At 65.0% G+C, this 13,644-nt stretch carries 12 protein-coding genes; 10 read left to right on the forward strand and 2 right to left on the reverse strand.

Annotation, left to right across the window (positions count from 1 at the left end):
* Positions 1 to 34 precede the first annotated feature (34 nt).
* A complete protein-coding gene (locus A5636_RS14845; protein ID WP_155763829.1) occupies positions 35 to 973 on the forward strand; it encodes a carbohydrate kinase family protein in 939 nt (312 codons plus the stop codon).
* On the opposite strand, the gene A5636_RS14850 is transcribed toward A5636_RS14845, so the two are convergent.
* Positions 952 to 2,250 carry a hypothetical protein gene (locus tag A5636_RS14850; RefSeq protein ID WP_065159469.1) on the reverse strand — a complete coding sequence of 433 codons (1,299 nt, stop codon included), beginning with the start codon at positions 2,248 to 2,250 and terminating at the stop codon, positions 952 to 954. The two genes, A5636_RS14845 and A5636_RS14850, sit on opposite strands and share 22 nt — an antisense overlap.
* Before the next feature lie 180 nt (positions 2,251 to 2,430).
* Between A5636_RS14850 and A5636_RS14855 the strand changes: the two genes are divergently transcribed.
* Both A5636_RS14855 and A5636_RS14860 read left to right on the forward strand, forming a co-directional pair.
* Positions 2,431 to 5,739, forward strand: coding sequence for a LuxR family transcriptional regulator (locus A5636_RS14855; protein WP_155763830.1), 3,309 nt, complete (start codon positions 2,431 to 2,433; stop codon positions 5,737 to 5,739).
* A 26-nt stretch (positions 5,740 to 5,765) separates the two neighbouring features.
* Positions 5,766 to 7,208, forward strand: coding sequence for an amidase (locus A5636_RS14860; RefSeq protein WP_065159403.1), 1,443 nt, complete (start codon positions 5,766 to 5,768; stop codon positions 7,206 to 7,208).
* 105 nt (positions 7,209 to 7,313) lie between these two features.
* Here A5636_RS14860 and A5636_RS14865 read toward each other — a convergent pair whose 3' ends face one another.
* Entirely contained in the window at positions 7,314 to 7,517 is a 204-nt protein-coding gene (locus A5636_RS14865; RefSeq protein WP_065159404.1) for a cold-shock protein, read from the reverse strand.
* A gap of 346 nt (positions 7,518 to 7,863) precedes the next feature.
* Here A5636_RS14865 and A5636_RS14870 point away from each other — a divergent pair, with 346 nt between their 5' ends.
* From A5636_RS14870 to A5636_RS14900, 7 genes are read left to right on the forward strand one after another with little or no spacing between them, the layout of a single operon-like run.
* On the forward strand, positions 7,864 to 8,391 hold the full coding sequence (locus A5636_RS14870) for a DUF5994 family protein (protein WP_253900598.1): 528 nt from the start codon (positions 7,864 to 7,866) through the stop codon (positions 8,389 to 8,391).
* 1 nt (position 8,392) lies between these two features.
* On the forward strand, positions 8,393 to 9,196 hold the full coding sequence (locus A5636_RS14875; protein ID WP_065159405.1) for a transglutaminase-like domain-containing protein: 804 nt from the start codon (positions 8,393 to 8,395) through the stop codon (positions 9,194 to 9,196).
* A gap of 47 nt (positions 9,197 to 9,243) precedes the next feature.
* Entirely contained in the window at positions 9,244 to 10,422 is a 1,179-nt protein-coding gene (locus A5636_RS14880) for an acyl-CoA dehydrogenase family protein (RefSeq protein WP_065159406.1), read from the forward strand.
* A 2-nt stretch (positions 10,423 to 10,424) separates the two neighbouring features.
* The gene (locus A5636_RS14885; protein ID WP_065159472.1) at positions 10,425 to 11,507 is read left to right on the forward strand and encodes an acyl-CoA dehydrogenase family protein; all 1,083 of its coding nucleotides are present in this window, start codon (positions 10,425 to 10,427) and stop codon (positions 11,505 to 11,507) included.
* Entirely contained in the window at positions 11,504 to 12,007 is a 504-nt protein-coding gene (locus A5636_RS14890; protein WP_065159407.1) for a MaoC family dehydratase, read from the forward strand. The genes A5636_RS14885 and A5636_RS14890 overlap by 4 nt, the downstream gene beginning before the upstream one ends.
* On the forward strand, positions 12,004 to 12,432 hold the full coding sequence (locus A5636_RS14895) for a MaoC/PaaZ C-terminal domain-containing protein (protein WP_065159408.1): 429 nt from the start codon (positions 12,004 to 12,006) through the stop codon (positions 12,430 to 12,432). Before A5636_RS14890 ends, A5636_RS14895 begins: the two co-directional genes overlap by 4 nt.
* Positions 12,429 to 13,631: a thiolase family protein gene (locus A5636_RS14900; RefSeq protein WP_065159409.1), complete on the forward strand. Its 1,203-nt coding sequence runs from the start codon at positions 12,429 to 12,431 to the stop codon at positions 13,629 to 13,631. The genes A5636_RS14895 and A5636_RS14900 overlap by 4 nt, the downstream gene beginning before the upstream one ends.
* Positions 13,632 to 13,644: the final 13 nt, after the last annotated feature.

Genomic DNA, 13,644 nt, shown 5'->3' on the forward strand with positions numbered 1-13,644 from the left:
GTGAATTCCGGCTGCCCCGAGTGAATGGAACCACATGGTGACTCAGGTCGACATCGCCGTTGTCGGGGTGCACGTTCTAGATACCCACATCGTCGGGGTCGCCGCGATTCCCGAGGGTTCAGTGGGTCAGCTCGTCGAGACGATCAAGGTGTCCCCGGCCGGCACTGCGGGCGGTACCGCCGTGGTGCTCAGCCGCCTGGGGGCGCGCGTCCGTTCCTATGGCGCCGTGGGCGCCGATCCGATGGGCGACACCCTACTGGCGTTACTCGAGTCGCACGGTGTCGATGTCTCTGGCTTGGTGCGCACCACGGCCAGCCAGACGTCGGCATCGGTGATTCCGGTGCGTCCCAACGGCGACCGGCCGGCGTGGCATTGCGTGGGCGCCAACGCCACATTCACGCTCGGCGACGTCGATCTCGACGACGTCGCTCGCGGGACCCATGTGCATCTGGGGGGTCCGGAGTTCCTTGGTGGGCAGGCTGCCGCGAGACTGCTGCGGCATGCCAGGGACAACGGACTCAGCACGTCCGTCGACATCCTCGCGGCCGGCGATCCGGGACTGCTGGCATGGATCGTCGAGGCTTTTGCGCACACCGACTACCTGCTGCCCAACGACGAACAGTTACTTGGCTTCACGGGTGCGGCCGACCTGGAGGCAGGCGCTCGAACGCTGGTGGCCGCGGGTGTTGGATGCGTCGCGGTCACCCGGGGCCGCGAGGGCGCCCTCGTGGTCACCGCGGACGAGACAATCGCGGTGCCCGCCTACGCCGTGGACGTTGTCGACACCACCGGATGTGGCGACGCGTTCTCGGCGGGATTCATCCTCGGACGCGTTCTCGGCCGTGACCTGACCCAGTCGGCGCGACTCGGGTGCGCCACAGCGGCTCACGTCGCGGGCGGCCTCGGCACCGATGCCGGCGCCTACGACCTCGCGGTCATCGAGGCATTCGCTCAGAACCACGGGCCGGGGTAGCGGCCGTCAGCGTCCTGCACCAGCACGATCTCCTTGCAGTCACCGTGTTGGGATGGCGCGGTCTCACCCTGGCAGACCAGCGTCCAACCCGTTATCCGCCCGAACGGCCGACCGGACCAGTTGGTTGCGACCGGCTCGGTGGCGGGCAGGGCAAGCACCGAGAATGTGCCTGCGGTGTTGGTGACATACAGGTGGTCACCGAAAAACGCGAGCTTCGAGATCGGTTGTTTCTTGGCTTCGTCCCGACTGGTCAAGAGATCCCAATGTTGGGTCCGCAGATTCCATACCCCGTAGCCGAACTGCGAGGTGTCCGAACCGCGTCCATCGACGAACAGCTTCCCGTCCGACAGGGTGGCCACCAATCCGCCGCCCGAAATCCGTTCGGTGTCACCAAGTTTGATCATCGACCGGGAAGCCAGGTCGAAAAACTGGGTGGACATGACGGGTGGGTGCTGTGAATCCCAGCGGGTGATCTGCACGAGTTTGTCCGGCCCGTCGGAAAGTTCGCCATCTACGGTGGCGATGTCGTTGTCTTGATGTATCGGTTCGCCTGTGGGAAGCCGCAATTCGGCGCCCGCCGTGCTACCGGGCACGGTGCTGCGCGGAAAGGAAAGAATGTCTTGCCATACCCGCCCCTGCTGTGGGTCGTCCCATAATGTCGACAGATCGGTGTTGGCCAGGATCACGGTGCGCGGTGGCGATGCAACTGGGCGTGCGTCGGTGAAGGCGTTGAGCCACGCCACGCCGGTCCTGGTCGGTGCGAGCCGCCAGTCCTTGGCAGGGGCGAGTTTCAGGTCGGGGGCGGGCGGTTGCAGTTCTCTGGTGGCCAGCGGCTGACTGGACTTGAGGTCGAACACATAAGCGGTGTTCTTGGCGACGGTTCCGGGTTTGACCGTTGAGAGGACGTACACGACTTTCATGTCGCTGATGTCGTTTGACAGCGCGCACATCGCGCCCGTGACCGTGTCGCCGGGGGCAACCGCCGGCACCGCCGGCATGATCAAATCGGCTGATTTCGGATCCAGGATTTTGGGTCGAATGTCTTCCAGCGCGGATTTGCTGGCGGAGAATTCGCCCGGGCAGCCGAAGTAGACGGTTTGCCCGTAGGTCTTCCAATCCTTGGCCAGCGCGCTGATGTGCTGCGGCGGCGGCGCAACGGCGTTTGGTGGCGGCTTGACTGTGCTGGGCGTGGTCTGCGCGGCGGGGGGCGTCACGGTTGCGGTGGTGGCGCACGAGGCAATGGCCAGACAGGCAAATGAGGCGGCCAGCGCACGCATGCGCTCGGACGCGAACAGCCGGATCGGCACCCTCATAGCGTTCCCCCCGCTAGATCGTGTCCATCGAGCCTAAATGCGGTCGCTGCGAACGGCGACTCGGGCATTTTTCGGCCGCGGTCAAAACAAGCCTCAGAGTTTGCACGGATGTTTTGCTGTGTGGCTGAGCTGAGGCTGGTTAGCATGAGCGCAACAGCCCGCATGGACACGTTGATTTGGAGCGACTTGGGCGTGCATGAGCTGCCGACCGGAACGGTGACGCTGCTACTCGCTGACATCGAGGGTTCGACGCGGCTTTGGGAGACCAGGCCGGAAGAGGCGGCGGCCGCGGTAGCGCGCCTGGACCGCACGCTGGGCGAGTTGGTAAGTACGCATCACGGCGTCAGGCCGATCGAACAGGGTGAAGGCGACAGCTTCGTCGTCGCGTTCAATCGAGCCGGCGATGCGGTGGCCTGTGCGCTCGCCCTACAGCTGGCTGACCTGGCCCCGATCCGGTTGCGTATCGGGCTGCACACCGGCGACATCCAGCTACGCGACCCCGAGACCGCCGAGGGAAATTACGTCGGACCGGCCATCAACCGTGCCGGTCGATTGCGTGACTTGGCGCACGGCGGTCAAACCGTGTTGTCCAGTGCGACCGAGGCGATGGTCGTTGACAACCTGCCCGCGGACGCGTGGCTGGCGGAGTTGGGGACCTACGAACTCCGTGACCTTCCGCGTCCGGAACGGGTGCTGCAGCTGTGCCATCCCGGTGTCGACAACGAGTTTCCGCCGTTGCGAACGGCAAAAAGCAATGCTGCGCACCATCTTCCGACCCAGCTGACTACCTTCATTGGGCGTGCAGAGCAGGTGAGCGAGGTGCGTGAAGCACTATCCGCCGGCCGGCTGGTGACGTTGACCGGAGCGGGCGGGGTAGGCAAGACCCGCCTGGCTGTAGAGGTTGCGGCTTCGGTGGCTGACGGTATGGACGGCGGAGTGTGGTTCGTCGACCTGGCTCCGATCGCTGATCCGGACATCGTGTTGATCGCGGTGGCGCGCGCTCTTGGTCTGCCCGATCAGCCGAGCCGCTCGACCAGGGAGACGTTGCTGGCGTTCGTCGGCGACCGGCAGATGCTCGTGGTACTGGACAACTGCGAGCATCTCCTGGATGCGACGGCGGCGGCAATCAAAGCGCTGCTCGGCGGCTGCGCTGGATTGCGACTACTGGTGACCAGCCGTGAGCCGATCGGTGTCGCGGGGGAGGCCACGCGGCGGGTGCCGTCGCTGTCGCTGGACGATGAGGCGATCGAATTGTTCGTCGATCGTGCGCGCCTGGTCCGGCCTGATTTCGCGGTCGGTGCACATGGTCTCGCGGTCAGTGAGATCTGCAAGCGGCTCGACGGCATGCCGCTGGCGATTGAACTTGCGGCGGCGCGGGTGCGTGCGCTGTCGGTCGAAGAGATCCGGGACAGCCTGCACGACCGGTTCCGTCTGCTCACCGGCACCACTCGCACAGCGGTGCGTCGCCAGCAGACTTTGCGCGCGTCGGTCGACTGGTCACACGCCCTCCTGACCCAAGCCGAACAGGTGCTGTTTCGCCGGCTGGCGGTGTTCGTTGGCGGCTTCGACTTGGCGGCGGCGCGCGCCGTTGGCGGGGGCGGTGAGGTCGAGCGCTACCAGGTGTTGGATCAGGTCACCCTGTTGGTGGACAAGTCGCTGCTGTTCGCCGAAAACACCGGTGGGGCAACGCGTTACCGGATGCTGGAGACCATGCGGCAGTATGCGCTGGAGAAGCTGGGTGAGTCTGGGGAAGGAGAGGACGTGCGCACCCGGCACCGCGACCATTACCTGGCCATCGCAGGCGCACTCGACGACCCGGTCCGAGCGAGCGATGGGAGGTACATAGCGTCGGTCGAAGCGGAGATCGACAATTTGCGGGCCGCGTTCAGTTGGAGTCTGGACAGAGGAGATACCGAGACCGCCTTGCGAATGGCGTCCCTTCTCGCCCCGCTCTGGGTGGTCCGGGGCAGAATTCAAGAGGCTTTGATGGGCTGGTTCGACGTCGCGCTCGGCGAAAGCGACCGGCACGGTGAGACATCACCGTCCGCAGTGTCGCGCGCGCTCGCCGACAAGGCCATGCTGCACACCTGGGCGGTGGGTACCGATGGCGGTGACTGGGCCGAGCAGGCTGTGGCGATGGCCCGCGAGATCGGCGAACCGGCTCTGCTGGTGCGGGCTCTCACCGCCCGCGCCGTGATGGCCGCCAGTCAGGGCGAAGCGAAGCACGAGTACTTCGATGAGACGATAGGCCTGGCGCGCTCCTTGGGCGATAAGTGGACTCTCGGTCAGGTGCTCGGCTGGCAAGCAAGCTTCGCGTTCCTGGCCGGCGATCCGACGACCGTACGGCAAGTCGCCGGCGAGGGTCACCGAATGGCGACAGAGAGCCGCGATCAATTCACCCTCCGGTACTGCGGCATCTGGCTCGCCTGGGCGCAATTGGTCCACGGCGATGTGGTCGGCAGCGCGTCCCGACTGCGCGAGATTGAAATCGACGCGCAGGCGACCCGGGACGCACTCTCTTGGTCCTTGGCCACGACCTTCGGTGGCCTGGCGCTGTCCTACCGCGGCGACGTTCCGGCCGCCCGCCTTGTTCTGAGCGCGCCGATGGGGGTGATCACTGAGCTTGGCGGTCTCTGGTTGGGCAATGCCCATGGTGTGCATGCGCTAGCAGCGCTGGCCGCGGGGGTGGTGAGCGACCTAGCGGTGGCAAGCACTGCGGCCTGGGAGGAGTTGCGCGTCAACCGCCATCACCAACAGATGTATGGGTACCTGCGTGCGGAAGCGACACTGGCGCAGCGCGACCTGGACAAGGCGCGTCGCCAGGCAGACGAGGCCGTCGTGGAGAGCGCGGGCTGGCACCGCGTGCTGTCGCTGGCGGCTCGGGCACGCGTAGCGATCGCGCAAGGAGAATCGGACAAGGCGGAACGGGACGTGCATGACGCCCTGACTTCGGCGGTCAGCCTCAATGGTGTGCTCGCTGTTCCCGACCTCTTCGAACTGCTGGCGACATTGAGCATGGATGCCGACCGTCACACCGAGGCGGCCCGGCTTTTCGGTGCTGCGCAAGCACTGCGGCAGCGCATGGGCTCGGTCCGCTTCAAGTCCTATGACGTTGACCACGACCAATCGATGACCTCGCTGCGGGAGACTTTGAGCGACAACGACTTCGACGTAGCGTGGGCGGAAGGCGCTGCCTTGTCCACCGAGGAGGCGATCGCGTACGCGCAACGAGGCCGCGGTCCACGGAAGCGGCCGAGCAGTGGCTGGGGATCCCTCACACCCACCGAGCGCGCCGTGATCGAGTTGGTCAGCGTCGGCCTGGCCAACAAGGCCATAGCCGCACGGCTTTTCATCTCATTGCGGACCGTCGAGAGCCACCTCACCCACGTCTACACCAAGCTTGGCCTGACCTCTCGGGTGCAACTCGTTCAGGAAGCGGCGCGCCACGGTTGATCCGGACGCGTGGTAGACCGAGAGCCATGTCTGCTCTTGCTGAGGAAACACGATGGATGGATGCCACCGACCAGGCTGCTTTGGTGGCAAACGGCGAGGTGACGCCCAGCGAGTTGTTGGATGCGGCAATCGAACGCATCGAGCAGTCCAACCCGGCGTTGAACGCGGTGGTCATCGAGTGGTTCGAGCACGCTGGTTCGGTGGCGGCCGACCCAGACCTACCCGACGGTCCGTTCCGCGGAGTCCCGTTTCTGCTCAAGGATCTCTACACCAGTTTCGCCGGTCAGACCCTGTCCAACGGCAACATGGCGCTCAAGGAGGCGGGCACCATCGACACCGCCGACACCACGCTCGTGTCGCGTTTCAAGGCGGCCGGGCTGGTTATCGCCGGACGGACAAACAGCCCCGAGATGGGCAGCCTGCCGACCACTCAGCCGTTGGCCTGGGGCCCTACGCGTAACCCGTGGAACTTGGATCGCACCCCGGGCGGATCCAGTGGTGGGGCGGCCGCAGCGGTCGCAGTCGGGATGGTTCCGTTCGCCAATGCTTCCGACGGTGGGGGCAGCATCCGCATACCGGCGTCATGTTGTGGGCTGGTGGGGCTCAAGCCGAGCCAGGGCCGGATCACCGTCGGACCGGTACGCGCCGAAGTGGGTTTGGGTGTGGAGTTGTGCGTCAGCCGCACGGTACGCGACACGGCGGGATTGCTCGACGCGGTGCGCGGGCCGGGCGTCGGCGACACCGTGATCGCGCCGGCACCGGAGCGGCCGTATCTGGAAGAGCTTGGTGCCGATCCCGGTCGATTGCGCATCGGATTACTCGACCATCACCCACGCGGCGGGTTCCTCCACGCGGATTGCATTGCGGCAGTGCGCTCCGCGGCGTCGATGCTGGAAGGCTTGGGACATATCGTCGAACCTGCGTGGCCGTCCTGTCTGGCCGATACGACGTTGCAGCAGAAGTTCATGGCGCTGTGGGCCACGACAATGGCGATGGCGGCGCGTGGTTTCAGTGCGACGCTCGGCCGGGAGATCACCGCTGCGGACATCGAGCCGGTGAACTGGGTGCTGATCGAGCGGGCGCGGCAGCTGAGCGCTGTCGACTATGCCGCGGCGGAGAATGCGGTGTACGCGTTCCGCCGTGCGCTGCAGCAGTGGTGGGCCGACGGCTGGGACTTGCTGCTCACGCCCACGGTGTCCGAGCCGCCAATTCCGTTGGCGCAGTTCGAAAGCGACCCAGAGCACCCGACGGCGCCGATGCGCCGCGGCGGAGAATTCGCGGCGTTCACGCCGCCGTTCAACATGAGCGGTCAGCCGGCGATCAGCCTGCCGTTGCACCGCAACCATGATGGCCTGCCGATCGGCGTCCAGCTCGTCGCCGCCTATGGCAGGGAGGATGTGCTGATTCGCGTCGCCGCGCTACTGGAACAGGCTCATCCGTGGGCGGCACACCGTCCCGCTGTGCCGTGAACCAGGTATTCAAACGAACGTGGGCTGACAGGACATTGCCTGCCAGCCCACGGTAACGGCTTGGTCTAGATCGGTCTAGATCCGTCTAGGTCCGTCTAGATCCGTCTAGATCGTTGTCACACCCATCGCCTGGGGACCCTTTGCGCCTTGGCCGATCTCGAATTGCACCCGCTGGTTCTCTTCGAGAGACCGGTATCCGCTCCCGGTGATCTCGGAGTAGTGAACGAACACATCCCCCTCGTCGCCGTCGGGAGCGATAAATCCGAAGCCTTTATCGCTGTTGAACCACTTCACAGTTCCCTGTGTCATACTTAATCAACTTTCTCATTTGAACGGATGTCGAAAAAACATCCCGCGTCAGACTAGCACGGCCGGATCGGCCCTGTCTCTGGCAATGGTTGCGAGCGCGAGGCGCGCGATATCGCGCTTCGCGCTTTGGTTTTCACCCCGCTAACACACCCTCGTTGACGAAATGCCGTGTACCATAGGCGGTGAACGTGTCATTAGCCGACACCGATCAGTACCCGATATTCACAACTCAAATGATCGTGCGTTCGGTTTCAGTTGTCGATCCTCACCAGAGCGTGCCGGGTCAACCCGAAGAAGGATCGTATATGGATCGCACAGTGCCGCAGCGGAAATCTGTGTCGGCCTGATGACCCGCGAGGTGCGCGAGCGACGTCTGGCCAGCCCGGTCCGGGTCACCCTGGCACATGTTCTCGGAGGGGCGATCGACGGGGCGTGGTGGCCACACTCAGCTTCGATTGCGCGGGAACTTCCTGAGTTGATCGAAGTCATATCGCCCCGGTTGGGCGAAATCGTCGCAATCAGCGTCAACTGGTCGTCCTTGCAGGCTTCGCCGGACCTCGACGTACTCTGCGGCGCCAAACCGGCATTGCCCGGCAATCTCGTCAATCGGCAACGGCTGATGATGGTCAAGGGGAGTGAGGCTTCGGCGAATCTTCTCGTGGTGCCATGCAGAACTTCCAGCACTTTGGCAGTCATGCTGTTGCGCCAGGCCGCCGACCTTCCCATCATGCCGTCCGAACTCAGCAGCCAGATGTTTCGGGCCGGCGACCACATCGTGCGTGCTGCGCGCGTTGAGAGCGAATTGTGCGATTCACGACTGCGCGCGGGGGCAGCCGACACCAACGACTTTGCGGGTGCCGCCGCGGCGGAGTGATATGAGGCGTGAAGTCGGGGCAGCGCTGGAAGTTGAAATCATCGAACCGACGCGGTTGGAATTCCAGATTGCCGTCGCGCCACATCCGAAGGCTCAAGTAGCAGAACGCTTGTCGTTCGAATTCGATGGAAATCCCGTGCAGTCACGAGAGATCAGCGGTATGCATGGGAACCGGATACATCTGTTGGACGCAGCGGCGGGCAAGCTGTCAGTGCGCTACGAGGCGACGATCGTCGGCCAGGCTGACCCGGCGCCGGTCGCTGAAGATGACCTCTCGATGTATCTGCGTCCTAGCCGCTACGCCGAGGCCGACAAGCTATATGGCTTCGCGGCAACTGAATTCGGTAACTACTTGGACTCGGCGGCACTGCTGGAACGGGTATCCCTCTGGGTGGGCACCCGCCTCAACTACGTGCCGGGCTCTAGTGATCCTATCGACGGCGCCGCGGAGACCTTGCTTTCCGGCGCGGGCGTCTGCCGCGACTTCGCACACCTGGTGGTTGCGTTGCTGCGGGCCGTCTTCGTCCCTGCCCGGGTCGTATCTGTCTACGCACCGGGCCTGTTTCCCATGGATTTTCATGCCGTGGCCGAGGCGTTTGTCGAGGGCGGCTGGCGGGCCGTCGACGGTACCTTGTTGGCACCGAGGCAGTCACTGGTACGTATCGCAACCGGTCGCGATGCGGCCGACACTGCTTTCCTGACCAATCACCGGGGTGCGATCAGGCTGGACTATCTCGAGGTAACCGCGATCGTCGACGGTGAACTGCCGAGAGACTCAATCGACCAGATGGTCTCGATTGGCTAAGGGCGTGCCCGGCCACACAACCGACGACCTAGGACTACTGTCGCGTTGTGGACTTCGCGCTCGACGATGAGCAACGGGCCTGGCTGGCCGAAGTGCGCCGGTTCCTTCGCGAAAACGTCACGGCAGCTCTGCGCGCAGAGATGGCCGAGCATGACCTTGAATTCCAGGGCGGCCATCTGACTGCGTTCCGGCGCAAGCTCGGCGAGCGCGGCTGGTTCGGGCTGAATTGGCCTCGCGAGTACGGAGGCCTCGGACTGACCGCCATGCACCAGCACCTGCTGATGAGTGAGTTCGAATATTGGGGCGTGCCCGGTCCGGACCTGACAGTCACCTCGGTAGCGCCGATGATCATGCGCCACGGCACCGAACAGAACAAGAAAGAATTTCTGCCACCTATCGCCAGAGGCGAGATCGTCTGCGCGGTAGGCTATTCGGAGCCGAACGCCGGCACGGACCTGGCCAGCCTGCGCACCCGGGCGGTGCGTGACGGCGACGAGTGGGTGATCACCGGATCCAAGCTGTGGAACAGCGGTGCCCAGCGCTGCACCCATGAGTGGCTTTGTGTGCGCACCGATCCGGCAGTGCCGCGCCATCGCGGAATCTCGGTGATCATGGTGCCCGTCGACTCCGCCGGCATCGAGATTCGCCCGCTGTACGCGTGGTCGGGTTATCGCACCAACGAGACGTTCTTCCATGAGGTGCGGGTACCGCTCGGCAATCTGATCGGCGAGGCCAACCGAGGGTGGACGTACATCACCGGGGCCCTCGACCTCGAGCGTGGCGCGCTGACCAACGCGGGCGATCTCCGCCGCGCACTCGACGACCTGCTGGCGCTGGCGGTCCAGCCACGCCGGGACGGTTCGGTGCCGGCGTACAACCCCGCCTTCCGACGTCGGCTCGCCCAAGCCGAGGCCGACGTCGAGGTCGCGAAGCTGATGGGATACGAGGCGGCGTCGATCCTGGACAGTGGGCGTATCCCCTCGGTCGAGGTCAGTGCCGAGAAGATATTCACCAGCGAATTGCGCCAGCGTATCGCGGATTTGGCGATCGATCTGCTGGGACCGGATGGCCTGTTGGCGCATCGCGGCGCGCAGGCGCCGCTCGGTGGTTTCTTCGAGCGCCTGTATCGGGTGTCACCGTTGATGCGTTTCGGGGGCGGGACCAACGAGGTATTGCGGGATGTGATCGCCCAGCGTGGTTACGGCATGCCGTCTTACGGGCGGTGATCATGCGACTGCTCGCCGATCAGGACGAACGTGATCTGGCCGCCATGTGCCGGAGTCTGCTCAGCACGCACGCCGGCGACGACAAGGCGCTGTGGACGGCGCTTGGCGAATCCGGTGTGCTCGGGTTGGGCATTCCCGAAGAGTTCGGCGGCTCCGGCGGCGGGTGGACCGATCTTGGTGTGTTCTGCCTGGAGGCCGGCCGGGCGCTGTGTCCGCTGACCGTGCACAGCACGCTGTTTGCGGCCCTGGCCATCGATGTGTTGGCCGGTCCGTCCTCGCGTGCGCTCTGGTTGCCCGGCTTAACCTCTGGAACGCTTCGGGCCTCCACGGCGCTGTGGAATCCGCGTGATGCGGGCGTGCTCGCGCCGACCGTCCGCGCCGCCGCCGATCCACGCGGGGGCTGGAGCCTGTCCGGAGTCACCGACTTCGTCGCCGACGCCGATTCGGTGGACCTGATCGTCGTCAGCGCGGAAACCGATTACGGCATAACAGTTTTCGTTGTCGACGTCGCCGACGTCGCCGATGTCGAGGTTGCACCGTTGACCATGATGGGTGGGCACCGCGCTGGCGCAGTCACCTTCGACGGCGTTCTGGTCGACGATCCCCGCCGCGTCTTTCGAAGTGTGACCGAGCAGGACCTCCGCCGCGTGGCCAATGCGGCAACCGCGCTGCTCTGTCTTGACCTGGTGGGGGTGGGCGAGGCGGTAGTGCAACGCACCGTCGAATACACCAGGCTGCGCGAACAATTCGGCAGGCCAATCGCGTCCTTTCAGGCTGCCCAGCATCTGGTGGCGCAGATGCACATCGCGCTGTCGGCTGCCCGACTGGCCGCGCACTCAGCCGTGTTCTGGATTGGCCGCGGCGACACTGCCACCCGGGAGACCGCGATCGCGCGGATGCACGCTGCGAAGGTCAAACAGATCACGCTCGATGCCCATCAATTGCACGGCGGCATGGGCTATGTGCTGGAGACTGATTTGCACCTGTTCTCCGAACGCGCCCGGGTGCTCGCGACGTTGGGTGGCGGCGCCGATGTTGCCGCTGGATGGCTTGACGCAGAGATGGATTGGAACAGGGGACAGTGAGTACCGAGAGCCTGATAGATGCCGAATCCGCGGCTCGGATCGGCACCGTCGTCGCCACCGCGACCGGCGAGGTCAACAAGCGGGACTGGCAGCGCTGGGCCGCTGCGGTCGATGACCGAAACCCGCTGTGGTTCGACGCCGATTACGCCCGCGCGCACGGATATCGCGACATCATCTGCCCGCCGCTCTTTCTGCAGTACGCCATCCTCGGCGTCAGTGCGTTGGGTGACCTGCGCCCCGACGGATCGTCCGGCGCGGTAACCGGGGGCCTCGCGTTTCCGCGGGCACCGCGGCGCATGGCCGGTGGTGAAAGCACCGAATTCCACCTCCCCGCCTACCACCGGGACCAGATCGAGATGGTGCGCACCGTCGAGTCGATGGTCGAAAAGGAGGGCAGATCGGGACGGTTCGTCTTGGTGACCTGGCGCACCCGATACCGCAACCAGGAGAGCCAACTCGTCGCCGAAGCGACCATGTCGATGATTGCCAGGCCGGCATGACCGCGCAGGTCTATTTCGAGGACATCGAAACCGGCTACCTGCTACCGACTTTGGCGGCCACCGTCACCGAGACGCAGATGTTCTTCTTCAGCGCCGCAACCTACAACGGGCATCGGATCCATTACGACAAAGACTGGGCGCGCGACGTGGAAGGCTATGACGACGTGCTCGTGCAAGGTCCGCTGCAGGCCGCCCTGTTGTCGCGGACCCTCACCGATTGGATCGGCGGTGCAGGCCGATTGGTGCGGTTCTCGGTGCAGAGCCGGGCAATCGCGTACCCGGGCCAGGAGCTCACATTCGGTGGCGTCGTCACCGGCAAACGGTCGGCGGATCTGGTCGACCTGGACATCTTCTGCCGCCGCGATGCGGACGTGCTGATGCCGGGCACCGCCACCGTCGCTTTGCCGCGGCGGCGTACGACATGACCGGCCTGGGTGGCGAGGCCGCCATCATCGGTATCGCGGAACTGCCGGCCGAACGGCGGCAGAGCCGGCCGCCGTCGTTCACCCTGGATCAATACGCACTGCTCGCCAAACTGGTGATCGAGGATGCCGGTGTGAATCCGGCTGTGGTGAACGGCTTGTCCTGCCACGGCATCGCGGAGTCGGACATGTTCGCCCCGGCGACGTTGTCGGAATATCTGGGCATCCCGCTCGATTTCGGTGACCGGGTGGACCTGGGCGGGGCCACCGCCGCGGGCATGGTGTGGCGGGCCGCTGCGGCGGTAGAACTCGGGATCTGCGACGCGGTGCTGGCCGTGGTGCCGGGGTCGCTGGAAATCCCGCGTTCCCAGCAGCGACCCGCGCGCACGTTGGGCTGGTACGGGGCGTCGAGCAATAATTACGGTTCACCGCAGGCCGAGTTCGAGATCCCGTACGGAAACGTTGGCCAGAACGCGCCCTATGCACAGATCGCCCAGCGGTACGCGGCTGAATACGGTTACAACGCTGCTGCTTTGGCCGCCATCGCGGTGCAGCAACGATCCAACGCGTGCGCTCACCCCGGGGCGGTGTTCCACGGTAAGCCGATCACCGTGGACGACGTGCTGAACAGTCCGGTGATCGCCGATCCGATCCACATGCTGGAAACCGTGATGCGGGTCCAAGGCGGCGCCGGCGTGCTTATCGCGAACGCAGACGTAGCCGGACACGGACGTCACCGGCCGGTCTGGATCAAGGGTTCTGGTGAGCACATCCGGTTCAAGACGCCGACCTATGCCGACGATCTGCTGCGCACGCCGATTGCCCGCGCGGCTGACAAGGCTTTCGCCATGTCGGGTCTGGACCGATCCGATATCGACGTTGCATCGATCTATGATTGCTACACGATTACCGTGCTGATGACGTTGGAAGATGCCGGGTTCTGCCCGAAGGGCGCGGGAATGACGTGGTTGACCAAGCACGACTTGACCTTTCGCGGGGATTTCCCGCTCAACACCGCCGGCGGGCAACTGTCCTACGGTCAGGCCGGGATGGCCGGCGGGATGCACCACGTCGTCGACGCCGCGCGTCAGGTTATGGGCCGCGCAGGCGACGCCCAAGTGCCTGACTGCAACACGGCATTCGTGACCGGCACCGGTGGCATCATGAGCGAGCAGGTGGCTCTGGTGTTTGGGGGTGACTGACGTGCCAGAGCCG

It is taken from the genome of Mycobacterium asiaticum (genome assembly GCF_001673315.1).
GTDB lineage: Bacteria > Actinomycetota > Actinomycetes > Mycobacteriales > Mycobacteriaceae > Mycobacterium > Mycobacterium asiaticum_B.